This window comes from Pedobacter vanadiisoli (assembly GCF_042684385.1).
Classification (GTDB): domain Bacteria; phylum Bacteroidota; class Bacteroidia; order Sphingobacteriales; family Sphingobacteriaceae; genus Pedobacter; species Pedobacter vanadiisoli.
This window is the reverse complement of record NZ_JBHULL010000005.1, coordinates 295692-319978: the sequence shown is the minus strand read 5'-3', so window position 1 is coordinate 319978 and position 24287 is coordinate 295692. Positions and strand designations below refer to the sequence as shown.

26 protein-coding genes and 1 riboswitch are annotated in these 24287 nt (G+C 38.3%); of the genes, 14 read left to right on the top strand and 12 right to left on the bottom strand.

The genetic code is table 11. The annotated features are described in order from the left end of the window. Window positions 1–394 precede the first annotated feature (394 nt). Entirely contained in the window at window positions 395–556 is a 162-nt protein-coding gene (locus ACFSR6_RS05295) for a hypothetical protein (RefSeq protein WP_379075930.1), read from the bottom strand. Between the two features lie 314 nt (window positions 557–870). Here ACFSR6_RS05295 and ACFSR6_RS05290 point away from each other — a divergent pair, with 314 nt between their 5' ends. Continuing rightward, complete coding sequence (locus tag ACFSR6_RS05290) at window positions 871–2169, top strand: DEAD/DEAH box helicase (RefSeq protein ID WP_379075928.1); 1299 nt, start codon at window positions 871–873, stop codon at window positions 2167–2169. Window positions 2170–2334: 165 nt separating this feature from the next. On the opposite strand, the gene ACFSR6_RS05285 is transcribed toward ACFSR6_RS05290, so the two are convergent. The 4 genes from ACFSR6_RS05285 to ACFSR6_RS05270 form a co-directional block, all read right to left on the bottom strand. Then, on the bottom strand, window positions 2335–3648 hold the full coding sequence (locus ACFSR6_RS05285) for an OmpA family protein (protein ID WP_379075925.1): 1314 nt from the start codon (window positions 3646–3648) through the stop codon (window positions 2335–2337). A gap of 237 nt (window positions 3649–3885) precedes the next feature. After that, window positions 3886–4548 (bottom strand): YdeI/OmpD-associated family protein, encoded by a 663-nt coding sequence (locus tag ACFSR6_RS05280; RefSeq protein WP_379075923.1) that lies wholly within the window; start codon window positions 4546–4548, stop codon window positions 3886–3888. A 10-nt stretch (window positions 4549–4558) separates the two neighbouring features. Continuing rightward, window positions 4559–5089, bottom strand: a complete 531-nt coding sequence (locus tag ACFSR6_RS05275) for an RNA methyltransferase (RefSeq protein ID WP_379075921.1) — start codon at window positions 5087–5089, stop codon at window positions 4559–4561. Between the two features lie 29 nt (window positions 5090–5118). After that, window positions 5119–6309 carry a galactokinase gene (locus tag ACFSR6_RS05270; protein WP_379075919.1) on the bottom strand — a complete coding sequence of 397 codons (1191 nt, stop codon included), beginning with the start codon at window positions 6307–6309 and terminating at the stop codon, window positions 5119–5121. Window positions 6310–6385: 76 nt separating this feature from the next. Here ACFSR6_RS05270 and ACFSR6_RS05265 point away from each other — a divergent pair, with 76 nt between their 5' ends. Next, complete coding sequence (locus tag ACFSR6_RS05265; RefSeq protein ID WP_379075917.1) at window positions 6386–7435, top strand: aldose epimerase family protein; 1050 nt, start codon at window positions 6386–6388, stop codon at window positions 7433–7435. 3 nt (window positions 7436–7438) lie between these two features. Continuing rightward, the gene (locus tag ACFSR6_RS05260; RefSeq protein ID WP_379075915.1) at window positions 7439–7837 is read left to right on the top strand and encodes a DUF1398 domain-containing protein; all 399 of its coding nucleotides are present in this window, start codon (window positions 7439–7441) and stop codon (window positions 7835–7837) included. A gap of 236 nt (window positions 7838–8073) precedes the next feature. On the opposite strand, the gene ACFSR6_RS05255 is transcribed toward ACFSR6_RS05260, so the two are convergent. The 4 genes from ACFSR6_RS05255 to ribD form a co-directional block, all read right to left on the bottom strand. Continuing rightward, window positions 8074–8934, bottom strand: coding sequence for a nucleoside phosphorylase (locus tag ACFSR6_RS05255; RefSeq protein ID WP_379075913.1), 861 nt, complete (start codon window positions 8932–8934; stop codon window positions 8074–8076). Window positions 8935–9006: 72 nt separating this feature from the next. Next, on the bottom strand, window positions 9007–9621 hold the full coding sequence (locus ACFSR6_RS05250; RefSeq protein WP_379075911.1) for an IMPACT family protein: 615 nt from the start codon (window positions 9619–9621) through the stop codon (window positions 9007–9009). Continuing rightward, window positions 9608–10474: an EamA family transporter gene (locus tag ACFSR6_RS05245; RefSeq protein ID WP_379075907.1), complete on the bottom strand. Its 867-nt coding sequence runs from the start codon at window positions 10472–10474 to the stop codon at window positions 9608–9610. The genes ACFSR6_RS05250 and ACFSR6_RS05245 overlap by 14 nt, the downstream gene beginning before the upstream one ends. Next, the gene (gene ribD, locus ACFSR6_RS05240; protein WP_379075905.1) at window positions 10471–11526 is read right to left on the bottom strand and encodes a bifunctional diaminohydroxyphosphoribosylaminopyrimidine deaminase/5-amino-6-(5-phosphoribosylamino)uracil reductase RibD; all 1056 of its coding nucleotides are present in this window, start codon (window positions 11524–11526) and stop codon (window positions 10471–10473) included. The genes ACFSR6_RS05245 and ribD overlap by 4 nt, the downstream gene beginning before the upstream one ends. Before the next feature lie 81 nt (window positions 11527–11607). Here ribD and prmC point away from each other — a divergent pair, with 81 nt between their 5' ends. Next, window positions 11608–12474 (top strand): peptide chain release factor N(5)-glutamine methyltransferase, encoded by an 867-nt coding sequence (prmC, locus tag ACFSR6_RS05235; protein WP_379075903.1) that lies wholly within the window; start codon window positions 11608–11610, stop codon window positions 12472–12474. Between the two features lie 257 nt (window positions 12475–12731). Here the strand turns inward: prmC and xerD are convergent, their stop codons facing one another. Further along, the gene (gene xerD / locus ACFSR6_RS05230; RefSeq protein ID WP_379075901.1) at window positions 12732–13631 is read right to left on the bottom strand and encodes a site-specific tyrosine recombinase XerD; all 900 of its coding nucleotides are present in this window, start codon (window positions 13629–13631) and stop codon (window positions 12732–12734) included. A 61-nt stretch (window positions 13632–13692) separates the two neighbouring features. Between xerD and aroQ the strand changes: the two genes are divergently transcribed. After that, window positions 13693–14109 carry a type II 3-dehydroquinate dehydratase gene (aroQ, locus tag ACFSR6_RS05225; RefSeq protein WP_379075898.1) on the top strand — a complete coding sequence of 139 codons (417 nt, stop codon included), beginning with the start codon at window positions 13693–13695 and terminating at the stop codon, window positions 14107–14109. Between the two features lie 67 nt (window positions 14110–14176). Here the strand turns inward: aroQ and ACFSR6_RS05220 are convergent, their stop codons facing one another. Beyond that, complete coding sequence (locus tag ACFSR6_RS05220) at window positions 14177–15190, bottom strand: glycosyltransferase family 2 protein (RefSeq protein WP_379075895.1); 1014 nt, start codon at window positions 15188–15190, stop codon at window positions 14177–14179. Between the two features lie 4 nt (window positions 15191–15194). Next, window positions 15195–16067, bottom strand: coding sequence for a lysophospholipid acyltransferase family protein (locus ACFSR6_RS05215; protein WP_379075892.1), 873 nt, complete (start codon window positions 16065–16067; stop codon window positions 15195–15197). 39 nt (window positions 16068–16106) lie between these two features. On the opposite strand from ACFSR6_RS05215, the gene ACFSR6_RS05210 reads away from it, so the two are divergent. The 9 genes from ACFSR6_RS05210 to ACFSR6_RS05170 all read left to right on the top strand — a co-directional run bounded on the left by ACFSR6_RS05210 (window position 16107) and on the right by ACFSR6_RS05170 (window position 24267). Then, entirely contained in the window at window positions 16107–16718 is a 612-nt protein-coding gene (locus ACFSR6_RS05210; protein WP_379075889.1) for a WbqC family protein, read from the top strand. Between the two features lie 3 nt (window positions 16719–16721). Further along, window positions 16722–17843 (top strand): magnesium/cobalt transporter CorA, encoded by a 1122-nt coding sequence (gene corA / locus ACFSR6_RS05205; protein ID WP_379075886.1) that lies wholly within the window; start codon window positions 16722–16724, stop codon window positions 17841–17843. A 114-nt stretch (window positions 17844–17957) separates the two neighbouring features. Beyond that, window positions 17958–18150: riboswitch (cobalamin riboswitch) on the top strand. 98 nt (window positions 18151–18248) lie between these two features. Next, window positions 18249–20117 (top strand): TonB-dependent receptor plug domain-containing protein, encoded by a 1869-nt coding sequence (locus ACFSR6_RS05200; protein ID WP_379075884.1) that lies wholly within the window; start codon window positions 18249–18251, stop codon window positions 20115–20117. Window positions 20118–20154: 37 nt separating this feature from the next. After that, window positions 20155–20748 carry a DUF6580 family putative transport protein gene (locus ACFSR6_RS05195; RefSeq protein WP_379075881.1) on the top strand — a complete coding sequence of 198 codons (594 nt, stop codon included), beginning with the start codon at window positions 20155–20157 and terminating at the stop codon, window positions 20746–20748. Between the two features lie 103 nt (window positions 20749–20851). After that, the gene (locus tag ACFSR6_RS05190; RefSeq protein WP_379075879.1) at window positions 20852–21793 is read left to right on the top strand and encodes an ABC transporter substrate-binding protein; all 942 of its coding nucleotides are present in this window, start codon (window positions 20852–20854) and stop codon (window positions 21791–21793) included. Between the two features lie 6 nt (window positions 21794–21799). Next, complete coding sequence (locus ACFSR6_RS05185) at window positions 21800–22486, top strand: SIR2 family NAD-dependent protein deacylase (protein ID WP_379075876.1); 687 nt, start codon at window positions 21800–21802, stop codon at window positions 22484–22486. Next, window positions 22476–23201, top strand: coding sequence for a Dph6-related ATP pyrophosphatase (locus ACFSR6_RS05180; protein ID WP_379075873.1), 726 nt, complete (start codon window positions 22476–22478; stop codon window positions 23199–23201). Before ACFSR6_RS05185 ends, ACFSR6_RS05180 begins: the two co-directional genes overlap by 11 nt. Before the next feature lie 143 nt (window positions 23202–23344). Next, window positions 23345–23842 (top strand): YMGG-like glycine zipper-containing protein, encoded by a 498-nt coding sequence (locus tag ACFSR6_RS05175; RefSeq protein WP_379075871.1) that lies wholly within the window; start codon window positions 23345–23347, stop codon window positions 23840–23842. A gap of 92 nt (window positions 23843–23934) precedes the next feature. Beyond that, window positions 23935–24267 carry a Dabb family protein gene (locus ACFSR6_RS05170; protein WP_343521792.1) on the top strand — a complete coding sequence of 111 codons (333 nt, stop codon included), beginning with the start codon at window positions 23935–23937 and terminating at the stop codon, window positions 24265–24267. Window positions 24268–24287 lie beyond the last annotated feature (20 nt).

Below are 24287 nucleotides of genomic sequence, written 5' to 3'. Positions count from 1 at the left end.
TTAGTATAATGTGAATTATATAGATAACCCCATTTGAGATAAAATGTTTGGGTGATTAATGAAAAAAGTAATTAACAAGAAAAGGAAAATCTGGTTACATGCGGTTAAGTTTAGGGGGGTACACATTGAATAACATTTCTGATTTATTCAGGCCGCTTTGTACAGTAAGGGTGCTGCAATAAATTCAGTATCAAAATAGCTGAAAAAGTTAAAGGCTATCCCTCGCGGATAGCCTTTGCTAACAACAAAACAAATATAAGATAACCAAATATTACCTGACTGAACAGAATCAGGTGAAGTGCTATGAGATACACTTTGCGGCCTAGTAATGGATTCGAACCATTGTAGAGGGTTTATGAAACCCCAACCTTCCTGTCGGTCAACTGGCCATGTTTTATAACTGTTTTAATGCCAAATAATCTCTTAATTCCAAGAGCTGCTCTTTAATTATCCTGTCTTCATCCTTTGTATATTCATGGTCTTCTTTTTCCTCTTTTACCGGATAGGGAATGGTTTGATATTCATCAATACTCGGGTACTGAAAATAGATTGACATGATTTTATCTTTTTAATTGTTCGACATTGTTTTTTTGATTAATGTTGAGCAAATATATAAATTAAGTATATAAAATCTATCTATTTAGTAGTATTTATTTGAAATATTTTATAAGTATCTTATTGTCAGATTTTTATTTTTTATAAAAAATAAAAAAAGAAGTTCAAAAAACTGATTTTAGGTCTTTAAGTAATCGCTTGGTTGGTTTCAAAGTGCCATAGGTTAGGCAGATCCATAAACCTGGCATTAAATTCAATTTCAGAAAAGCTAATTATTTTAAGGATATTTGCATTTCAATCATTAAAATAGGAACAGTGTCTTTAGATAAATTAAAACTTAGCAAACCACTTGTGGCGGCCATGACCGAAGCCGGATTTTTAACCCCAAAAGAAATCCAGGTTAAAACCATGTCGCGGATTTTAGGCGGTCAGGATGTTATAGCGGTGGGGCCTGAGGGGGCGGGAAAAACAACAACCTACGTTTTAGCTACTTTAATGAAATTGAAGTATGCTTTTGAAGAAGCACCAAGGGCCTTGATTTTAGTGCCTGATGCAGAACATGTAGATCATGTGTTGGAACAGTTTAAATTACTCAATCGAAACAGTACCTTCAGGATTCTGGGAATCGACAGCCGTGGCACAATTGATACGCAGATGAACGAAATAACAGATGGCTGTGATATTATAGTTGCTGTTCCGGACAGGGCACGTGCTTTATATTTAAAACTGGCGCTGAATACGAATAAAATCCAGTTGTTTATCGTAGATAATGCCGAACTTATCGTGAAAAAAGGCTTGCAGCTACCGGTAGTAGAATTGGCAAACAGTGCTTACAAATCACAGCATGTGGTATTTACGGAAGTGATGCACGAAAAGCTGAAGCATATGATTTTTCCTTTCATGAAAGATTCAGCCGCAACGGTCGAAGTGGATGAAATAGATGGAAAACAGGCTGAGGTTTATCCTCAAATGCTATATCAGGTACCTAATTTCCGCACCAAACTGAACCTGCTAACCTTATTGTTAAATGATGCTGAGGTTTTTGATAAAGTAGTGGTTTTTGTCAATACCAGGCTAACGGCACAAACGGTATATAAAAACTTCAATCATAATAAAAGAGGAGAAATCAGTATTTACCGACCATTGTTTTTTGACGATCAGGGATATGATAATATTGAAGATTTTAAAGATAACCCCAATGCAAGGGTTTTAATTGTTGCAAACGAAAATCTCGGGGAATTAAACATTCAGGGGATTCCCATTATTTTGCACTTCGAACTTCCTGAACAGAAAGAAACTTTAATTCAGCGTATTGTTAAAAATGGCGAGGAAGAAGTGATAGCAATTACCTTTTCTACAGATATTGAGCTGATCGAGGTGAAGAAAATAGAGCAAGCCATTGGGCAGAAACTGGAAGTGGTTGAACTGCCTGATGATCTAAAAGTTGTTGATATGGCTGCCAAACCAAAGAAAAAGAAAGCCGATGCCGAAGATGCAGATAGCGGGCGGGGAGCAGCTTTCCATGAAAAAAAAGCCAGTAACCTGAAAAATTATAATTACAGCGCCGGTACAAAGGCGAAAATGACTTATAAAAAGAAAAAAGGATTGTCTTAATAACATTCCCAGGTTTCAGGTCAATTCGTTGTGCTGATTTATTTTATAGCACAGATCGACAGCTAATCATGGCCAGCATGGCTTTGTAACTACAGCGTTTCCATAAAAATAAAAAAGCTCCCCAAAATTCATTTGGGGAGCTTTTTTATTAACTGTTATTTCTGATTAATATAAAGTAAACTCTACACGACGGTTTTGTTGACGGCCAGCTGCAGTTTTATTGGTTGCAATTGGTTGGTCAGGTCCGTAACCGGTAGCTTCAATTCGTGATGCGTTTGCACCTTGAGATACTAAATAAGCTCTTACTGATTCAGCTCTTTCTTTAGATAAACGTAGGTTTAATTCTCTGCTGCCTGTGTTATCAGTATGGCCAGCTAATTTTAAACTAAAGTTTTTCTCTACTAATAATCCGGCAACACGGTTTAAAGTAGCATAAGATTTTGAACGGATAGTTGATTTACCCAAATCGAACTCTAAGTTGGAAATAGCGTCTCTAACCACTTTACGATCGGCTTCAGTAATTACCTTGGTTTCTTTGATCACCTCACGTTGAACTTTGATCGGACAACCAGAACCATCAACAACAGTTCCTGAAGGAGTACCAGGGCATTTATCGAATTTGTTTGCTACACCATCGTTATCATCATCACCAAGATCTTTAGCATATTGTTCTCTGTCACGTTGTGCATTTTGCTCTGCTGTTGATAGTGCTCTTCTTAATTCTGCACTTTCTTCAGCACTTTGTTTGCGCAAGTTTGCCAATGAACTGTAGTTTTGTAACTGAGGTTTGTCTTTACTTCCTAAAGCAAATTCCAAACCTGCATGTGCATAGGCAAATCTATCGTTAGTACCGGTATTAAAACCATCAAATTTAGCCGATTTAACAAAATTCACATCGTAGCCTAAATCGATATTAATACCTTTGGCAACACCTAGTTTTAAACCAGCTCCAACCGGTACAAACCAACCTTCTCTGTAGTAACCAGCATCTTGGGTGTTAGGCGTAGTAGTAGCACCAGACGACATATAACCAGCACCTGCTTTTAGGTAAGGGGTTAAAATTGCATTTTCCTGGTTGATGTTGATATTAGCTACGTTCCACACTGCAGATAAAGCTCCAGACCATTGGATGTTGGTTTTGTAACCTGTGTTAGCAATAAAACCGCCTGCACCGTTCGATGCCCTTAATTCTTCTACTTTACCGGCTAAGAAATCGGCTTGAACACCTAATTGTGGCAAAATTTGTTTTTTAATGTAACCACCATAACCAATATGCTCAACAGGAGTTTCGAATTGATGGTTCGAATTGCCGAAAATGGTTCTCGGGGTTAACAAACCTCCGTGTACACCTACTGACCAGGTGCGGAATTGGGTAGGAGAGAAACGACCAGAGGCTGTAGGAGTTTCCTGTGCAAATAATTGTGATGATAATCCAAGTAAGGCAACCAACATTGTTGATTTAGTAATTCTCGTATTCATGTTTTTCTATTTTATAAATATTAGTGTCTTAACAGTTTTTATATCGTACTGTTTTACTCTGGCTAAGAAAAAATCTTGCCAAAAGACCTAATTTTTATACAAATACCCTATTTATCAGAAGATTAGGGGCTGAAAAATATTTCACGAAAAAGTTACGCAACAAAGGCGATTACTTTGTTTTTTGTATAGTATTCTGTACAATAACGCAATTTTGACTGAATTTATTGCGCTGGAATTTTATTTATCTGATGGATTTTTCTTCCGGTTTAACAGCATTTCTATAGTTTTTTCCAGTCTGCTGCTACGTGTTTTTTCCTGTTTTGCTGTTAAAATCCAAAGTACATATTCTTTTTTGTGAGAATAGGCAAGCGTGTTAAAATAGGCATAAGCCTCGGTATGGACAGCTAAAAGTGTTTGTAAATCATCAGGCAGCTTTACGGTTTTATTTACCGGATCGATATACTCACCAAATTCATTGGTTTTGATATGATCGTTGCGCATACCCGAAGGATTTATTTCGGAAATGAACTTTAGCCTAAGCGCCGTCCAGGTTTCGTTTACAGCTGCCGAAGCGCAGGGCGTTAAACCAAAAGCATTCAGTTCTTCCCAGCTTTTCATCAATTCCAGATCTGATGGTATTTTTGAAGTCTTTTTTGGATAAAATACCCAGCACACTGTTTTGGTATCTATATTTCCGATGTTATCTTTAATCTGGGTGTTTAATTGTGCTTTGCTGGTTGAAAAAATAATCAATGCATTAAAATCAACTGTATTTTCATATTGCATCACCACATCCAACGGGATATCACCAAATATAGCGGCTGCATTTTCTGGAGCATCAACTATTTTAACTTTAAAATTCGGTTTAATCTGAAGTTTTTTTAAAAGCAGGTTCTTCATATCAGTGCACTTACAGCCTCAATTTAGCAAAGAAATCCCAGAATACAATGCCGGCAGAAATTACAATATTGAATGAATGTTTGGTTCCGAATTGTGGGATTTCAATACATTCGTCAATTTTGGCCATAACCTCATCACTAACGCCATCAACTTCGTTACCGAATATTAAAGCATACTTTTTATGGGGATCAGGCTTGAAAGTATTTAGCATGGTACTTTTTTCTGCCTGCTCAATGGCAACAATTTCATAGCCCAGTTCCTTTAATGTTTCAATAGCCTGCAAAGTATCAGTATAATGGATCCAATCTACAGATTGCGTGGCGCCCAAAGCCGTTTTCTCTATTTCGCGATGGGGCGGCTGTGCGGTGATACCGCAAAGGATTACCTTTTCTAAAGCAAAACCATCTGCAGTACGGAATATCGAACCCACATTATGCATACTGCGCACATTATCCAAAACCACTACAACAGGCAGTTTCTCCTGTGCTTTAAACTCTTCGATATCCGGACGGTTTAATTCGTCTAATTTTAATTTTCTCATTATTTTAAAGGATTGCACAGATTGGCGGATCAGGCCGATTGAGTATTCATTTTATAATGGTTGGCGTCTGTAATTAAATAGGGGCCGCTACCAATCTCGCTGATGTAAATTGCGGCAGGATAACCTATTTTATCCACGTAATAATCTGTTAAATGTTTCGCAAAGTCGTCTTCATAACCTTTCTCCAGTAAAGCTATGGCACAGCCACCAAATCCTGCACCAGTCATACGTGCACCGATTACACCTTTATAGTTTTTGCAAAAATCAACAATGGCATCCAGTTCTTTTCCGCTTACCTCGTACAGGGTTTTTAAAGATTCGTGTGATGCATACATTAAACGGCCAAATTCTTCCAGATTTCCTTCATTTAAAGCTTTGGCCGCTAAATGAACCCTGTCATTTTCTTTAATTACGTGGGTGGCACGGTTTAAAATTACCCTGTCAGTAATTAAATGGCTGTGAAGTGCAAATTTTTCAGGATTCAATTCGCAAAGGTAATGCAGGGTAATTTCTTCGTTTAACTGTTTGAGTGCAGTTTGACATTCGGCTACACGTTCATTATATTTCGAATCGGCCAGCTCGCGCAGTTTATTGGTATTGATGATGGCCAGAACATAATTGCCCAGGTGTACATCTATCATTTTATACTTTAAGGTTTCACAATCAAGCACAATGGCTTTGTTTTTTTCGCCAAAAGCTACTGCAAACTGATCCATAATGCCTGAATTAAGGCCGATAAATTTATTTTCTACATTTTTGGCCATTTTTACCAGCTCTAGTTTACTATAACCCAGGTTGAAATAACTGTTTAGTGCATAGGCTGTGGCGATTTCGATCGATGCGGAAGAGGAAAGACCGGATCCGATGGGTATATTTCCGTAAAAAAGGAAGTCAATCCCCGTAATTTCCTTTCCGTCTTTAATAAATTCATTGATTACACCGATGGGATAATTAGCCCATATACCCCCATTTTTATCATTTAAAACATTACTATCAACTATGGTTTCAATTTCAAAATTTAAGCTTTTAAACCTGAATTTGTTATCGTGATTAGGTGCAATAGCCACCCAGGTGCCAAGCGTAATGGCGCAGGGCATTACCAACCCGCCGTTATAATCGATATGTTCGCCAATAAGGTTAACCCGTCCTGGAGTGAAATAAACGGCATCGGCATTTTTATGGTAATGAGCGGCAAATTTTTCCTTAAGGTTAATGTTCATTTGGCTAAAATATATTTATTAAAATCATTAATAATAGTATGTTTGTTTAGGAAACAAAAGCCCTAAGTTACAATTTATGAGCGTTCAGCAAATACCTACCGGAAAAATTATTAATGGCGAAGAAGTCATCGCAGTCGAACTAACCAATAGCAAAGGCACTTATGTTAAATTATTCAATTACGGTGCGATCATCAACAAGTTTATTGTCGAAAATGCGAAAGGCGAAAAGCAGGATATCGTACTCGGATTCGATACTTTTGAGGAATATCTTGATCCGGCTTATTTAAGCAGTTATCCTTATTTAGGTGCAGTGGTGGGCCGTTATGCCAACCGCATTAAAAATGGAAATTTAACTATCGATGGCGAGCACTATCAACTGGCGCAGAATGCCGGAACAGATACTTTGCATGGCGGTATAGAGGGGTTTGATAAAAAAGTTTGGGATATTATCGAGATTGTGGATGGACCCCAGCCATCAGTTACTATGCAGTATGAAAGTATTGACGGTGAAGAAAACTTTCCGGGCAACCTGATCATCGATCTGACTTTCGAACTAACCGAAAATGATGAATTAATTTTAAGCTATGAGGCAGAGACAGATAAGCCTACGGCAATTAATTTAACACACCATGGTTATTTTAATCTGGCTCCTAATGGTGGCAGCGTTAAAGATCATAAACAGCAGATTTTTGCCTCAAATTACTTAGAACAAGACGATAATTATTCAGTTACAGGAAAATTGATTCCGGTTGAGGGAACACCGCTTGATTTTACCAAATTAAAACCTATTGGACAGGATTGGGATGAGGGGGAAGGCTATGACCAAACCTTTGTTCTGGATAAAATTTATGGTGATTTGTCCCTGGCGACAAAAACAATTGAGGCTGAAAGCGGTTTAATTTTAAGCGTATACACGACTGAACCGGTGGCGCACCTTTATACTTCGAAGTATTTAGAAGTAAAGAACGGCAAGGGCGGAAGAGATTATGGAAATTTTGAGGCATTTTGTGTAGAAACACAACATCACCCCAATGCGATCAATATTCCTGCATTTCCAAGTACAGTGTTAAGGCCAGAAGACCTGTATACGCAAACAACCATTTATAAAGTTTCATTAAACAAATAAATTATGTTTACGATCGAAGACATCCGGGCAGCAGAAGTAAAAATTAAAACTGGTGCAGACTTCCCTAGATTTATAAAAGAAATTAAGAGATTGGGTGTTAAGCGGAACGATGTTTATGTTGGCAATGGTTTATCGATTTATTTTGATGACGAAGACAATGCCCTACAGGCCAGCCCTGAGGAGTATCCGAACCTGGTTATTAATGAAGAATCTTCAGCTGGAAAGTTGGAACATGCGTTAAAAATACATCAACAGGGTGAAACAGATTATTTGACCTTTTGTAAACAGGCTGCAGATGCCGGCGTAGAGAAATGGGTAACTGATCTCGAAGAAATGACCTGTACTTACCTAGATGCAGAAGGAAATGAACTGATAAAGGAGAAGATACCTTCTGTAAAATAAAGATTAGGTTGTATAACTTGTAATTTCATCTCCAATTTGTCACGTTGAGCTAGCCTGTACTGAGTTTGACGAAGGATCGAAGCGCCCCTAAGGCATTTAAAAATGGTCCTTCGGCAAGCTACTGTTGATAGGCTGTCAATTATATTGATTTTTATACAATAAATTATCCTTCAAGAGGACAATACTTATGTATTGCTGATTTTAATGTTCTGAGCTTTTTGGTAACCCTGCTTTAATTAAATCCTCTCCAGTACTGTTTTAATGGCCTGTTCTACTATTTTATTGGGATTACTGCTAAATTGAAAATTAACCCGACTGGCAAGAATAGCATTCACTGAAAGTGCTTTGTGGCCTAAAACTTTAGACAAAGCATAAATACCTGCTGTTTCCATCTCTAAATTCGTAATGCGGTATTGGTTGCTCTTAAAGCTATTAATTAAAGCTATGAAATCGGGAACTGCATTTTTTGCCCTTACTATTCTGCCCTGCGGTGCATAAAAACCGGGAGCAGTAATGGTAATACCATGGTGCATATCCTTGCCAATGGTGTTTAACAGGGTTTCGTCTGCTGCTGTTAAATAAGGGTTAATGTTTTTCAGGTGTCCGAAATGCGCCTTTACATCATCCATTAAAAGCTGTTCATCTCCTGATAATTGCTGCAGGTAATAATTCATCAGGGCATCCATGCCCAAACCATGTGATGAAGCTAAAATTGTTCCCATAGGGATATCGGGTTGTACAGCACCAGATGTTCCTATACGGATGATATTTAAACTGGTTATCTCTTTTTTAACTTCGCGGGTTTCGAAATCGATGTTCACCAATGCATCAAGCTCGTTAAAAACGATATCAATATTGTCGGTCCCGATACCCGTTGAGAGTACTGTTAACCTTTTTTTGCCTACAAAACCGGTATGGGTAATAAATTCGCGTTTACCTTTTTTGAATTCTATGCTGTCAAAGTATTTACTCACCTCGCCAACGCGCTCAGGATCGCCAACCGTAATTACGGTACCGGCAACATCTCCAGGCAGAAGATTTAAGTGGTATATACTACCATCAGGATTGATGATTAAATCGCTTTCAGATATTTTCATATTTGGTTGTTTTTGCCCACAGCTCTTGCATATATAAACAGGTTTATCTGTGTTGATCCTTATTTATGGTGGTTAAATCGTGTGGAGGTATTTTAGCTTAACACTTTCCAATTGATCAAATTTACTTAAAACCCGGTTGAGTTGTGCTTTTCTCACTTCAAATTTTAAGATACAGTCGGTATCAAAATTTTGAGCCAAAATATGCAGGTTTTCTTCCTTAACCAATTTCATTATATCATTCATCTGTAAATACCCAAAATAGGCTTCATACACATCATTTACTGTTTTGTTAATGATTTTTGAAGCTTTAATAGCTTCTACACTAGCGTTTTTGTAGGCGTTAATTAAACCCGGAACTCCAAGTAAGGTACCCCCAAAATAACGGACTACTACGATTAAAATATTGGTAATATCTTCCGATAACAGGCAGTTTAAGATCGGCCTGCCAGCGGTACCAGAAGGTTCGCCGTCATCATTTACCCTAAAAACAGTGCGGTTGGGTGTTAAGCGGTATGCATAGCAGAAATGATTGGCCTTTGCATTAGCTGAACGCAGGGCCATAATGATCGGCTTTACTTCTTCTTCACTGCTGATGGGGTAAGCATAAGCAATAAATTTGCTTCCTTTATCGCGAAATATGCCTTCTGAGGCACTTTCGATGGTTTTATAGGTGTCATCGAACAGCATTTTGCGATAAGGTTATGAAGATAACTGCAGCAATAGCCAAAACGATCCCTGCATAATTCAGTTTACTTAATTTTTCCTTAAAAGCAATTACACCGATCAGTGTACCGGTAATGATTACGCCCAAATTCATTGCCGCAAAAACTGTTGATGGGTTTTCTGCCAGTGCTTTGTGTGCTTTCATATAAAAAAGGATATTTCCAAAATTAAAAAAGCCCAGAATCAGTCCGCAAACCGCATTAACCAATTGTAACTTTATTTTGCCCAAGATCACCATCGCGATCACAATTAACAGCGATACAATGAATGAAAGGCAGAAAACGGTGAAAAGAGAGGTAGTATATGGCAATTCTTTGTATAAGGCAATCTGTTTAAAAAGAACATCGATCACACCAAAGCCCACAAAAACCATTATTGGGTAGAGTAAATTCCCTTTTCCATTTTTCTGATCCGGTTTGCGCAGAAAGGTTAAAACAATTGCAACAAAACCTATGGCTAAGCCAATTATTTTAAAGGTGTTAAAATCTTCTTTAAAAATGAAGTAGGCCGCTAATATGGGTATAAAGAGGGATAAGCGTTGGGCAATATCTGTTTTTACAATGCCAAGGTTTTTAACCGATGCAGCAAGAAACAAAAATATGGAGGGTAATAATACAGACAGCGTAATGTATATTGGCCATGGGGCATCAGCGCTAACCAGTTTTATATCTGGCTTGAAAAAGAGAAAACATAAGGTTAACGCAGCGAAATAGTTCACTGTAACTGCCTGTATAATGCTGATCTGGTAGCGCTTGGCCAGTTTCAATAATATGGCAACCGTAACACTACACAGAATGCTTAAAATAATGTAGATCATTTATTTATGTCGTTTATATAGATAGAGAGTTTATCATTTCCAATCTGGACCTGTTCTTTCAGGTTTCCGTTTATAACTGGTGAAGGAATACCTTCTGCCCAGCTTTTTGATGAGCTGAAGATGCGTGCTTCATCCCAGAGGTTAGTAGATAGAAACTGGTTAAGGATATTGGCACCTCCTTCGATCATTACCGATTGTATATCCATCAGATATAGCTGAAATGCAATTTTTTGTGCCAGGTAAAAATGCATGTCTTCCATTTGGATATAATGGATCTTACCAACAATATCGGTTTTAATCTCGTTAAAAATGATGGTTTTAGCTTCCGTGTTGAAAATGTGATTTGATAGTGGTACCTGGAGGTTTTTATCAATCACCAAGCGGATGGGGTTTTTACCCGGCCATTCCCGTGCCGTTAATTGCGGATTATCTGTAATGGCGGTCTGCTTTCCGATCAGGATGGCATCTTCTTCCGTTCGCCACTGGTGTGCCAATCGTTTGGCTAAAGCGCCTGTTATCCACTTCTGCTGGCCATCTTTTGTTGCAAAGTAACCATTGGCCGTTTCGGCCCATTTTAAAATGATGTATGGCCTTTGCTGTTGTATCCTGGTAAAAAACCTTCTGTTAAGGTAACGGCATTCATTTTCAAGAACTCCGCTGATTACTTCAATTCCGGCATTTTTAAGTTTTTCGATGCCTTTGCCATCAACGCCTGAGAAAGGATCTCTGTTGCCTATTACTACTTTTTTAATCTGGTGTTTCACAAAAAGATCGGCACAGGGAGGGGTTTTGCCGAAATGTGCACAGGGTTCGAGGCTCACATAAGCTGTAGCCAGTTTTAACATGGCCTCAGCGTCATTTCCGTATTGATCAAACACAGCTTTAACTGCATTAGGCTCTGCATGTGCGTGTCCGTATTCCTGATGATAGCCTTCGCCAATAATCTTTTGGTTTAATACGATTACGCAGCCTACCATCGGGTTTGGGCTTACATTGCCAATGCCTAAAATGGCTAACTCTAAACAGCGTTTTATATAGAATTCATCGCTCATTAGGGCAAAAGTAGTAAAAAAAGAGTCATAGCCTTATCAAAACAGACCTGTTATCGTCTCAAATAAGTAATTTTGCTGTTCATGAACATAGGCACGCTCGAGGAGCATTATAGATTGGAACTTGCACCCTTATACGAAAGTGATGAGGCGAAAACCTTATTTAGTCTTGCCGCTGAGCAGATTTTGGCATTGTCTGCCAGTAAGTTGATGGTAAAGAAAGATGAAGCCGTAAGTTTCATCAATATGCAAAAGTTTTTAAGTATCCTTAACGATTTGCAGATCGGTAAGCCTATTCAACATATTTTAGGAGAAGCTCATTTTTATGGACTGGTTTTTAAAGTGAACGAAAATGTGCTGATCCCGAGGCCTGAAACAGAGGAATTGGTTGATTGGATCATTTCAGCTTACGGTAAACAGGGTTCAATTAACAATTTTGAACCAAAAAAGCTCAGTATACTTGATATCGGAACGGGATCTGGTTGCATACCAATAACGCTTAAAAAACACCTTTCAAACACGAAGGTATCTGTACTGGATATTTCTGTTGACGCAATCGCAGTTGCAAAACAAAATGCCCGGCAAATTGGTGTCGAAATCAATTTTATTGCAGCCGATATTTTAACATTTAAAACTGAAGAAAAATTTGATATAGTAGTAAGTAACCCTCCTTATATCAGGGATTTGGAAAAAGATGAAATGCATAATAACGTGCTTTTGCATGAACCTCACTTAGCCTTGTTTGTCAGCAACGAAAATCCATTGATTTTTTATAAAGCAATTGCTGATTTTGCTAAAACTAATTTAAAACCCAATGGGGAGCTTTTTTTTGAAATCAATGAATATTTAGGTAAAGAAACTGTTAATATGCTGGCAGCTAAAGGATTTATAAATATTGAATTAAGAAAAGATATGCAGGGAAAAGACAGGATGGTAAAAGCAGGAATTTGATGTGAAATAGTCAGGAGTCAGGGGTCCGAAAGTCCGAAGATATGTGTACTAGATTAAATCCTTAATATACTTAACTTCTTAATGGTGAGGAAATGAAATCAAGTTAGGAGCCAGATATCCAAAAGTCCGGGGGTACAGAGCAGGTATAAACTATTTCAGCCAAACTTTGTGCCTTTGTGGTTAAAAATGGTGGCCACCACTGATGCTCAAGTACCTGTAAACCTTAGCCATGAACCATGATCTAAAAAACACCAATGCTAAGCCCTTGGATGAAACTGTGTAATTACCTCTTTTAAATAATCGCGGTCTATATGGGTATAAATTTCTGTGGTGGTAATGCTCGAATGACCCAGCATTTCCTGAACTGCACGTAAATCGGCACCGCCTTCGATTAAGTGTGTCGCAAATGAATGCCTGAGTGTATGCGGACTAATGGTTTTCTTTAATCCGGTGGCTACCGCAAGACTTTTAATCAGGTTAAAGATAGCAATACGCGAAAGTTTGGAGCCAAAGCGGTTTAGAAATATAAAATCTTCATGTCCCTTTTTAATATTTGTATGCACACGTACCTCATTAATATAAATATCGAGCAGTTTTAATGCTGTACTGCCAATGGGCACCAGGCGTTCTTTGTTACCTTTCCCGATTACCTTGATAAACTCAATCTGAGGGAAAAGGCCCGAGATCCTTAATTCTGTTAATTCCGTTACACGTAAGCCACAACCATATAATACTTCTATAATGGCTTTATTGCGCATTCCATCAGGTTTGGAAGCATCAATAGCGGCAATGAGTTCGTTAATTTCATAAATATTCAGCGTATCCGGAAGCTTTCTGGTTAGTTTAGGTGCTTCCAATAATGCCGTGGGGTCGTCGGTAATTACTTCTTCAAGCAGTAAATAAGAGAAAAAAGCTTTCAGTCCGGATATTACCCTTGCCTGCGTACTTGCAAGCATACCCAGTTCATTTAACCACGAAATAAAAGATCTTAAATGTGTTACGGTAACATCGGTTAGTTTAGGTTCTTCATTTAGGGACCTGAAATACTGGATCAACTTATCAATATCATTCAGATAAGCCTCCACAGAATTTCGCGATAACGATCTTTCCAGCTTTAAATACGACTTAAATCCTTTAATATATGATGACCAAAGCATGCTTTTATTTGAGATTTTTTATAACATTGCAACGTTACAACATTTAACGTTACAACAGACCATGAAACTACAAATTATTAACGGGCCAAATTTAAACTTATTGGGTGTTCGCGAACCGTCTATCTATGGAAATACCAGTATCGAGGATTATATAAAAGAATTAAAAACTGTTTATCCGCAAATCGAAATTGAATATTATCAAAGTAATGTTGAAGGCGAAATCATCAATAAATTGCATGAAGTTGGCTTTAGTTATGATGGGATAGTATTAAATGCCGGTGGTTATACACATACTTCTGTTGCCATTGCAGATGCTATAGCTGCCATTAAAACCCCTGTTGTTGAAGTACATATTTCGAATATCTATGCCCGCGAGGAATACCGGCACGTTTCACTTACAGGAAAAAATTGTCAGGGTGTTTTAACCGGGTTTGGCATTAAAGGTTACCGCCTGGCTATCGAAAGTTTGCTGATTTAATTAATCTACACCGATATTATCGCTGTTAGATATTACCATCTAACAGCACATCCGATTAAGACAGGGTTTATGTCAGTTTCGAAAAATATTTAATTTTCCTGATAAAGAAGGCCCAAACAATACTGTTATGGTATACCCCGGTATGTTTGGTATAATCTTTCTGGACTGATTTACGCTTTTTATTGGTTTTTGATAAAGATTTAAGAAAATGCCAGTGGCCTTTGCTCACGGCCATGGTAAATTTTGGTTTTCCGGTAAGCAGGAAGTGCCACCAGGCAATGAAATCGATAAACATGCGGATGATAATCCTGAAAACAGCATCGCCTGCAGGAAGGTTTTTTTGCATGATGATTAGGTTGTTCCTGAAATTAAGGTAAGTTTTAAATGGATTTTCTGTCTGTAAAGTTCCGCCGCCAACATGGTATACTTCGGCATCGGGACAATACATAATTTTATAGCCCAGGTTTTTTAAGCGCCAGCACAGGTCTATTTCCTCCATGTGGGCGAAAAGATCAGCATCCAGGCCTCCGGCTTCTCTCCAGCATTTGCTTTTGATAAAAAAGGCTGCGCCACTCGCCCAAAAAACCTCTTGCTGTTCATTGTACTGACCATTATCAAACTCATAAACATTAAAAAGCCTTCCACGGCAGAAAGGAAAGGCGTAAATGTCCAGGTAGCCTCCGGCGGCTCCTGCATATTCGAACTGGTTTTTGTTCAATTGCCATTTAATTTTAGGTTGTGCTGCTGCAATCTTTGTGTCACTTTCCATCAGCCTGATAACAGGTTTGATCCAGTTTGGACTTACTTCTACATCCGAATTGAGCAGAATAAAATAATCGGCTTCTACACGTTCTAAAACTTTGTTATAACCTCCTGCAAAACCATAATTCCTGTCGTTATGGATAATTTTAACCGTAGGGAAATTTTCCTGTAAAAATGAAACCGAATCATCTGTTGAAGCATTATCGCCTACAATAATCTGCAGGTTGTCATATTCTGAAAGTAAAATTCCAGGTAAAAACTGCTTCAAATAGGCTTTTCCATTCCAGTTTAAAATTACAATGGCTACTGATGGGTTCATTCTTTTATTCGGGTTTAAATTTCCAGCGTTTATGGCTCCAAAGCCAGTATTGTGGCTGTTCTTTTATAATATTTTCTAAAAAATTAAAGTGCAGGTCAGTGATCTTAAATTCCTCCATTTTAGCAGGTTCGAGGCACATGGGCAACACTTCTACATGGTAATAACCTTTTTTAATCACATTTACCTTAAAGTAATATATAGGTCTCCTGGTCGATTTTGCAATTTTTTCCACACCTAAAAGTGCGGCAGTGGGCTGGTTTAAAAAATTGGTGAAATACTTGGTTTCTTCTCTGGTGGGGGATTGATCGCTTGCAAAACATAAAAGTACGGGCTCATTTTTATAAGCAGCCATACCGCGCAGTGTTTGCCGCATAGCAATAAAAATATTGCCATACTTGGTTCGCATACAATCAAACCAGGTTTCGAAAATTTTATTTTTAATGGGTTTAAAAATAGCCATGGTTTTGGCTGATATACTCAATCCAAGGGCTAGGGTACCTAATTCCCAGTTGCCATAATGGCCTGTACAGGCCAATACGCTTTCCCCGTTTTTAAAATGAGCTTCCAATTGCTGCAATCCGGTAAACTTTACCCTTCTTAAGGTTTCGGCTTTCGAAATACTCGTCATTTTAATGATTTCAAAAATAAGTTCGGCCAGGTACAGGAAGAATTTTTTTTCGATAACTTTTAGCTCAGTAGCAGATTTTTCGGGAAAAGATTGGATTAAGTTCTGTCTGACAACTTTTTTTCGATAGCCGATTACGTAATAAAGGAGATAATATAGTAATCTTGCAAAAATAAAGAGCAAAGGCAAAGGGAGTAGCGATAACAGGTATAAAAAAAATACGCCAACATGCGAAATCCCTCTTTTAATCATTATTTTTAAAACGTTTCAGCTACAAACATAAATTTTCAAATGCAGAATACAGCTATACTTCCATTATTTTATCTTCCACCGGTAGGTTATTTTAGTTTATTGCAAAACCTGGGAGAGAATTTTTTAATTGAAAAACATGAACATTTCGCCAAGCAGACTTACCGTAACCGGGCCAGTATTTATTCGCCAAACGGCAAACTGGATATTACCGTGCCTGTGGTTAAAGGTGCCAAGGTGCATACGAAAATGAAAGATGTACGCATTAGCTATGGTTTTAACTGGCAGCGTTTGCATTGGTTAAGTTTAGAAAGCTGTTACAGGAGTTCTGCTTATTTCGAATTTTACGAAGATGAACTGTCGCATTTTTATACCAAAAAATTCGATTTCTTGTTTGATTATAACCTCTCACTTTTAGAGTGGCTCAACAAAAAATTAAAATTGAACAAAAGCTTTGGCGTAACTGGCGAATATTTTGATGAGGTTAAACCAGGACTTGATTTCCGTTCGGCTATGAATCCTAAAAAGCAGGAGGATATTGTAAACAATAAGCCATATTATCAGGTTTTTGAAGATAGACATCAATTTTTACGCAACTTAAGTATCGTTGATCTGTTATTTAACCAGGGCCCGCAGGCCCGGCTATATTTATAAGCTATGGGAAAAAACAAGCCACGTAACCGTCATAAACATTATAAAGTTCCGGCACCAGGCACTAGCCCGGGTTTGTATGCCATTGATGAAGATGCATTAAAGCCAATTATTGTATTGCATATTTATAATGATAAGACTTATAAGAAAACCGAACTGGATAATATCAATAACATCGATAAACTGGTCGAGGATAAAGATTTTTATTACTGGTTCGATATCAAAGGCCTGGCTGATCCCAACATATTCGAAACCCTGTATGCAAAGCTTGACATCAGCAGGCTTGTGCTTGAAGATATTACCAGTTCTTATCAGCGGCCCAAGCTGGATGAATACGACAATGATAAATACATTTTTTCGGTAAGCAGGCATTTATATTTAAGCGATGATAATGTGCTCTGCAATGATCAGATCTCTTTTATCCTGTCAGAGCGTACATTAATTACCTTCCAGGAAACTTATGCAGATTGTTTTGAACCGGTAAGAAAACGTTTGGAAGTAGGGAAGGGCAACATCCGAATTGGCGGCAGCAGTTATTTAATGTATGCCATTATGGATGTAATTGTAGATAACTATTTTGCGCTATTGAATTTTTGGGGAGAGGAATTAGATGCAATAGAAGACCGGCTGTACGATCATCCTGATAAAAGGATCATGTACGATACACAAGCCATTAAAAGATCATTGATTACCATCAGGAAAGTAGCCTGGCCGGAAAGGGATAAATTGAATGATATTATCCGTACAGACAGCCCATTAATATCTGATCTGACCAAAACATATATTAAAGATGCATACGATCATTGCATCCAGATTATAGATTTTATAGAATCTTTAAAAGAGATTGCATCTGCCAATATTGACATGAATTTATCGATCATCAGCAACCGGATGAACGAAATTATGAAGGTATTAACCATTATATCATCCATATTTATTCCATTAACCTTTATTGCCGGGATTTATGGAATGAATTTTAGCAGGGAAGATCCGGCAACTGGAAAAATACTAAAAGATAATATGCCTGAGTTGTACGCAGAACATGGTTATTTATATACCTGGATTGTGATGGCTGTAATTGCGATTTTACAGGTGATCTATTTTTGGCGTAAGGGTTGGTTTAAATAGTTTTAACATACACAAAAATATATTTTGAAGGGAAAAGTGCCCTTAAAGTATGCCATCCTCAACACAAACAGATTCAAAAGATTTCTTATTTTATTGTTGTAAACACTTTTTTCTTACATTTGCGGCGCTTTTGGTTTCCGGCATACAACCGGAATTAAAAGGGAATACAGTGTAAATCTGTAACTGTCCCGCAGCTGTAAGCTCTGTAACGGTTTTTCTATTCTTTCGCCACTGTGCCGACTTGTCGGCATGGGAAGGCAGAAAACCGGGAGTAAGTCAGAAGACCTGCCTTTAGCATTAATTTCATAGCTTTCGTGGATTGAAGCTGGGGTTGAAGTACTTAACGTTTACGTATTTTCATTTCTTTTACAATCTGTTGGCTATAGGTAAAACTAACCATCAAAAATGAACAAAAAAACAATTTTAGCAGCCGCCGGTTTAGGTATGGCGCAGCTAATGATTAGCCAGTTGGCTAACGCGCAGCAAAAAGACACTTTGCAGCTTAAAGATGTGGTCATTTCTGCCACTAAAAACGATCAAAAACAATCACAAACCGGTAAAGTGGTCAGCATCATCAGTCGAGAGGTGTTGGAACGCAGCAATGGTAAATCGTTACCAGAACTCATCAGTGAGCAGGCTGGTATTATTGTAGCCGGCGCCAGCAGTAACCCGGGACTTAACAAATCGGTTTTTTTCAGAGGTGCCGGAAGTGCCTATGCTGTTGTTTTAATTGACGGTATTGTGCAGAACGATCCATCAGGAAACGGTGGTGCATTCGATTTAAGACTGCTTTCCATCGATCAGATCGATCATATCGAAATTTTAAGAGGCGGACAATCTACCATTTATGGTTCTGATGCTGTTGCAGGAGTAATCAACATCATTACTAAAAAAGGTGGTCCAAAAGGCAATACCATTTATGGTGTGGCCAGTGCAGGCAGTTACGAAACTTATAAAGGAACCATTGGTTTAAATGGTAGTGTTGAAGGTTTTTCTTATAACATCAATTATACCCATGCCAAAACCGATGGGATTTCAGAAGCAGCAACGCCAGTGGGAAGCACAGCCCAATTTGATAAAGACGGTTTTAAAACCGATGCCTTAAATGCAAATTTCGGAATCAAATTGGACAATCATTTCTCGGTTAATCCATTTGTACGTTATTATTTCGGTAATTATAAATTTGACGGTGGCGCATTTTCCGATGCAAACAACTATTCTATCCTGAAAAACTTTGCAGCGGGTACCAATGCGAAATATGAATTTGCTACCGGTAAAGTAACGCTAAATTATAGTTTCGAAAATACAAGAAACGATGCGCATAGCCAGTATCCTAGTCTTAACGAGGGAAGGGCATCTTTGCTGGATTTATTCTACAATCAAAAATTGAACAATAAACTCGATTTATTGGTAGGTATCGATAATCGTGTATTGAAGTTATCATCAGTGGCAAATAAACCGGAAACAAATATTTTCGCCGCCTACGGATCATTGTTCTTACACGATTTAAGTGTATTCAACCTTGAAGTTGGCGGACGTTATAATAAACATGAGCAATATGGCGAAAACTATACCTATTCAATTACCCCAAGTATCAACATTATAAAAGAAATTAAATTATTCGGAACGGTTTCAACAGCATTTAAGGTACCTACCTTAAATATGCTTTTTGGCCAGTTTGGTGCCAATCTGGACCTAAAGCCCGAAAAATCAAAGAATTACGAAGCTGGTGTTAACTTTAGCTTTGCTGATGATAAATTCAGCTTGCGTTTAGCTGGTTACAAACGCGACTTAACTGATGCCATTATTTACGTTTATCCTACCGGTTACATTAACCAGGTAAGCCAAAAAGCCAAAGGATTCGAGGTAGAGCCGGCAGTTAAATTCGGTGTGTTCAATATCAATGCATATTATGCCTATGTAGAAGGAAACGAATTTAATTTTATAGATAATGCCGTTGCCAATTATCTTTTCCGCAGACCGAAACATACTTTTGGCATCAATGCAGGTGCACAGGCCACAGATCATTTATATGTAAGTGCCAATTTCCGTTATTTTGGCAAACGTAACGATGGTAATTTTATCACTTATACCGTAGACAATCTGCCTGCTTACAAATTGTTAAATGCTTATGCAGAGTATGCCTTGGCCAAAAAACGTGTAAAACTGTTCTTCGATGCCAAAAATATCCTGAACGAAAAATACAACGAGATTATCGGCTATAACAGTTTAGGTTTCAATTTTAATACCGGTGTAATTTTTAATATACACTAATAAAAATTAACTTTGCTTAACGAATAACCAAAATACAATGGCTCATTTAAAATTTAATCCCCGTAACTTAGTACTGCTCTTAATGATATTAGCAATTACGGCCTTGCGTTTGCTGATAACATTTAATTCAGATGAATTGAAATTTGCTAATTTTTCCTCGATAGGAGCAGTAGCTTTATTTGGTGGTGCCTATTTTAAAGATCAGGCCAAAGCTTTTGCTTTTCCGTTATTGAGTTTGTTTTTAAGCGACTTTATTTTAGCCTCAACTATTTTTAGTAAATATAGCGGTGATTCTTTTTTATACGAAGGCTGGTATTGGACCTATCTTGCTTTTGCTTTAATGGTTTTAGTAGGCAGAATCCTGCTTAAAAATGTAAACGTGGTAAATTTATTAGCCTCAACATTAAGCATTGTGCTTATTCACTGGTTGGTTACCGATTTAGGTGTTTGGATCAATAATCCAGCCTATACCCAGGATTTAGCAGGCTATTGGAGCTGCCTGGTAAAAGCCATTCCATTCGAAATCAGGTTCTTAGAAGGGACTGTTATTTATGGGGCTTTACTTTTTGGCGCTTTCGAAATTTTAAAAGCTAAATACCCGGTATTAAAATTAGAAGCGCAAGCGGTATAAAATACCAGATTTAAATAGAAATCCTCTTTTGATTCAGTTCAGAAGAGGATTTTTTTTATCTTAGATAACTAATTACATTTTTACTTAATACATTTTACATCCAATGAAGGTTGTTTCCTTTTTACCTGCTGCTACCAAAATGATGTATGATATGGGCCTTCAGGATTACCTGCATGGCGTAACCTTCGAATGCCCGAAAGAAGCGGCCGATCAGCCCAAGGTGGTGCGTTGCATATTGGAAGGTAAAAATTACTCCAGTATAGAGATCGACCGGATTTTTTCGGCTTCTAAAGCGCAAGGCAAAAGCCTGTATTGGGTAGATGATGCACTTTTAGAAAGCATTGCACCTGATGTTGTTTTTACGCAGGATATTTGTGAGGTATGTAATATTGATACGGTTTGTACCGAAACGGCTGTGATGAAACTGAGCAAGCAGCCACTTTTGGTTCCGCTTTCGCCCAATAACCTGCAGGATGTTTTCGAATGCGCCATCACTATTGCAAGGGCACTGGGAAAGGAAGAAGTCGCTTTTACTTACTTAGCCCGTTTGCAGCAGAAAACCGATCAGATTTTGGATCAATTACGCGAAAACCGGTCTCCTTTAAAGCGGGTAATGCTGATGGAATGGATAGAACCAATATACAATTGCGGGCATTGGATTCCCTTCCAGATTGCCGCTGCCGGAGGGGTAGATATGCTTTCGAACCCTGCGGGCGATTCGATTGTGACTCCTTGGGAGAAGATTGTGAAATATAATCCTGAGGTTCTGGTTATTGCTCCTTGCGGCTTTGATCAGAAACGCAGCCTGGAAGAAATGAACCTGCTCACAGCGAAAGCCGGATGGAAAACACTCGATGCGGTAAAAAACAATCAGGTGTATATTGCCGATTTTGATATGTTTACCCAGCCCAGCATAGGAACCTTGGTAGAAGGTATCGAAGCCTTAGCTTGCATGTTCCATCCCCAGATCTTTAAAGCTGATGAAAATATCGCTAAGAAATTTATCAATTACACGCAGTCTGTTCAATCACTCCAATCGGTGTAATATTTTATGAAATTAGTTGTTTTAACAGGGGCAGGCATCAGTGCCGAAAGCGGATTGAAGACTTTCAGGGATGCTGATGGCTTATGGGAAGGATATAATGTGTATGATGTAGCTACACCAGAGGCCTGGGAAAAAGACCCGGAGTTGGTGCAGGAGTTTTACAACGAAAGAAGACGCCAGGTTTTAGCAGCCGAACCTAACCGGGCACATCAATTACTTGCCGGACTCGAAAAAGACTTTGATGTTGAAATTATTACCCAAAATATCGACGACCTCCACGAAAGGGCAGGATCTACCAAAGTTACCCATCTTCATGGTGTAATTACCAGATCGCAGTCTGATCTACGACCTGATTTAACTTACCCTATTCAGGGAACAGAAATCAAAATGGGCGATTTATGTGAATTGGGGTCCCAGCTCAGACCCCATGTGGTGTGGTTTGGCGAGGCGGTGCCCATGATTGAAGTTGCCGCAAAACTTTGTAAACAGGCAGATATATTTGTGCTCATAGGTACTTCACTGGCCGTTTATCCGGCAGCTGGATTAATCGATTTTGTACCCAGTGTTGTAGATAAATACATCATCGATCCGCGTATACCCGATGTTAAACGTTACAAAAATGTAATCAATATTGAGAAAAATGCTGTTGAAGGTGTAGCTGAACTTAACGAAATCTTATTGAATGCCCGGTAAAAAGATTTGTATATTCAACTGGAGCGGTGGTAAAGACAGTACGCTGGCACTTCACTATGCCCTGCAGGATCCCGGGCTGGAAATCCGTTATCTCATTACAACGGTTACCGAAAAATATAACCGCGTTTCGATGCACGGTGTAAGGGAAGCTTTACTGATCAGGCAGGCTGAAAGTATTGGTATTCCTTTATATCAGATCCGTTTAGGCGAAATGCCCGATATGGAAGCTTACGATAATACGATGAAAATGCATCTTTCGAAATTTAAGGAAGAGGGCATCACCCATTCTATTTTCGGAGATATATTTTTGGAGGATTTACGTTTATACCGAGAAAACAAACTAGCCGAAATTGGTATTGAGGCTATTTTTCCGTTATGGCAAAAAAATACCAGGCAACTGATCAGTGAGTTTATCAAGCTGAACTATAAAACCATCATTGTTTGCACACAACAGAATCTAAAAGATATTTGTGGAAAAGTAATCAATGAGGAACTGATTGATCAACTTCCACCAGAAATTGATCCTTGTGGAGAAAACGGTGAGTTTCATACTTTTGCGTTTGAAGGCCCTGTTTTCAGGAAAAAAATCAACTTTTCGGTCGGTGAGCAGGTTTTCAGAACCTATAATACACCCGCAAAAGCTGCACATGACAACGATTCTCCATGTGCTTCAACAGCACTTTCTGGCTTTTGGTATACCGATTTGGTAGAATAATTTTTTCTTTCTAAAACATTTTGGCATCATTTTTTCTTTACTATTCATAATTAACTAATAATTAACTAAATCGCACATTCCAAAATGAAACTGTTTAGCAAGGTTAGGTAGCTAAACTGGCGTCATATTTAAAATTTAAAGTTATGAAAAAGATATTGGTAGTAATCGCATTAAGTTCTGTTATGTTTGCTTGTAACAATAAGGAAAAAGAAGAAGCAGCATTAAAACAACAACAGTTAGAAAAACAAATGGCCATTAAAGCAGTAAAAGACAGTTTACGCTTAGACAGCTTTAAGAAAGCTGAAGTGGCTAAAGTAGAACAGGAAAAAGAAGCTAAACGCCAGGCAGAATTAGCAGCAGCCAGAAGGGCAGGTGCTGCATCGTCAAGATCATATGCAAGTTCTGGAGGTAGCTCAAGTGGTTCGTATGGTGGTACTCAGCCAACGGCTAAGAAAAAAGGCTGGAGTGATGCTGCAAAAGGAGCCGTAATAGGTGGAGCAGCAGGTGCTGTAGGTGGTGCCTTAATTGATAAGAAAAAAGGTAGGGGTGCTATTATAGGTGGATTGGTTGGAGCCGGTGGCGGTTACCTGATTGGTAGAGGAGAAGACAGGAAATCAGGCCGTGTGCAACCTAAAAACTAGGCTTTTTTAAGATAACAAGAATCCCGATTTTACATCGGGATTTTTTTATGCCCAATTAAAAAGGTTTAATATATTTACAAAAAAAATATCCAATGACAGAAACTGCAGATAAAGGCCAGATCCAACACTTTGTAATGTTTTGGTTAAAACCACAACTTACCAAAACTGAAATAGCAGACTTTGCTAACTTTTTTGAAAGTTTAAAACCGATTAAATACATCAAAAGTCTAAGTTATGGTTTAGCAGCCAATACACCGGTACGTCCTGTTACCGATAATTCTTTTACTTACTCACTGACCATTACTTTTGCAAACATTGCCGACCATAATGCTTACCAAGAAGATAAAACGCATTTAGATGCTGTAGAAAAGTTTTCTAAAAACTGGTACAGGGTTGTTGTACACGATACGGTAGTTTCGGTTTAAGGTATCGAATTTAGCGAAAG

Bases quoted from the DNA above. Each gene is read 5' to 3' on its own strand.
- ACFSR6_RS05295 (WP_379075930.1), bottom strand. From the start codon at position 556: ATGTCAATCTATTTTCAGTACCCGAGTATTGATGAATATCAAACCATT.
- ACFSR6_RS05285 (WP_379075925.1), bottom strand. From the start codon at position 3,648: ATGAATACGAGAATTACTAAATCAACAATGTTGGTTGCCTTACTTGGA.
- ACFSR6_RS05280 (WP_379075923.1), bottom strand. From the start codon at position 4,548: ATGAAGAACCTGCTTTTAAAAAAACTTCAGATTAAACCGAATTTTAAA.
- ACFSR6_RS05275 (WP_379075921.1), bottom strand. From the start codon at position 5,089: ATGAGAAAATTAAAATTAGACGAATTAAACCGTCCGGATATCGAAGAG.
- ACFSR6_RS05270 (WP_379075919.1), bottom strand. From the start codon at position 6,309: ATGAACATTAACCTTAAGGAAAAATTTGCCGCTCATTACCATAAAAAT.
- ACFSR6_RS05265 (WP_379075917.1), top strand. From the start codon at position 6,386: ATGAGCGTTCAGCAAATACCTACCGGAAAAATTATTAATGGCGAAGAA.
- ACFSR6_RS05260 (WP_379075915.1), top strand. From the start codon at position 7,439: ATGTTTACGATCGAAGACATCCGGGCAGCAGAAGTAAAAATTAAAACT.
- ACFSR6_RS05255 (WP_379075913.1), bottom strand. From the start codon at position 8,934: ATGAAAATATCTGAAAGCGATTTAATCATCAATCCTGATGGTAGTATA.
- ACFSR6_RS05250 (WP_379075911.1), bottom strand. From the start codon at position 9,621: ATGCTGTTCGATGACACCTATAAAACCATCGAAAGTGCCTCAGAAGGC.
- ACFSR6_RS05245 (WP_379075907.1), bottom strand. From the start codon at position 10,474: ATGATCTACATTATTTTAAGCATTCTGTGTAGTGTTACGGTTGCCATA.
- ribD (WP_379075905.1), bottom strand. From the start codon at position 11,526: ATGAGCGATGAATTCTATATAAAACGCTGTTTAGAGTTAGCCATTTTA.
- prmC (WP_379075903.1), top strand. From the start codon at position 11,608: ATGAACATAGGCACGCTCGAGGAGCATTATAGATTGGAACTTGCACCC.
- xerD (WP_379075901.1), bottom strand. From the start codon at position 13,631: ATGCTTTGGTCATCATATATTAAAGGATTTAAGTCGTATTTAAAGCTG.
- aroQ (WP_379075898.1), top strand. From the start codon at position 13,693: ATGAAACTACAAATTATTAACGGGCCAAATTTAAACTTATTGGGTGTT.
- ACFSR6_RS05220 (WP_379075895.1), bottom strand. From the start codon at position 15,190: ATGAACCCATCAGTAGCCATTGTAATTTTAAACTGGAATGGAAAAGCC.
- ACFSR6_RS05215 (WP_379075892.1), bottom strand. From the start codon at position 16,067: ATGATTAAAAGAGGGATTTCGCATGTTGGCGTATTTTTTTTATACCTG.
- ACFSR6_RS05210 (WP_379075889.1), top strand. From the start codon at position 16,107: ATGCAGAATACAGCTATACTTCCATTATTTTATCTTCCACCGGTAGGT.
- corA (WP_379075886.1), top strand. From the start codon at position 16,722: ATGGGAAAAAACAAGCCACGTAACCGTCATAAACATTATAAAGTTCCG.
- ACFSR6_RS05200 (WP_379075884.1), top strand. From the start codon at position 18,249: ATGAACAAAAAAACAATTTTAGCAGCCGCCGGTTTAGGTATGGCGCAG.
- ACFSR6_RS05195 (WP_379075881.1), top strand. From the start codon at position 20,155: ATGGCTCATTTAAAATTTAATCCCCGTAACTTAGTACTGCTCTTAATG.
- ACFSR6_RS05190 (WP_379075879.1), top strand. From the start codon at position 20,852: ATGAAGGTTGTTTCCTTTTTACCTGCTGCTACCAAAATGATGTATGAT.
- ACFSR6_RS05185 (WP_379075876.1), top strand. From the start codon at position 21,800: ATGAAATTAGTTGTTTTAACAGGGGCAGGCATCAGTGCCGAAAGCGGA.
- ACFSR6_RS05180 (WP_379075873.1), top strand. From the start codon at position 22,476: ATGCCCGGTAAAAAGATTTGTATATTCAACTGGAGCGGTGGTAAAGAC.
- ACFSR6_RS05175 (WP_379075871.1), top strand. From the start codon at position 23,345: ATGAAAAAGATATTGGTAGTAATCGCATTAAGTTCTGTTATGTTTGCT.
- ACFSR6_RS05170 (WP_343521792.1), top strand. From the start codon at position 23,935: ATGACAGAAACTGCAGATAAAGGCCAGATCCAACACTTTGTAATGTTT.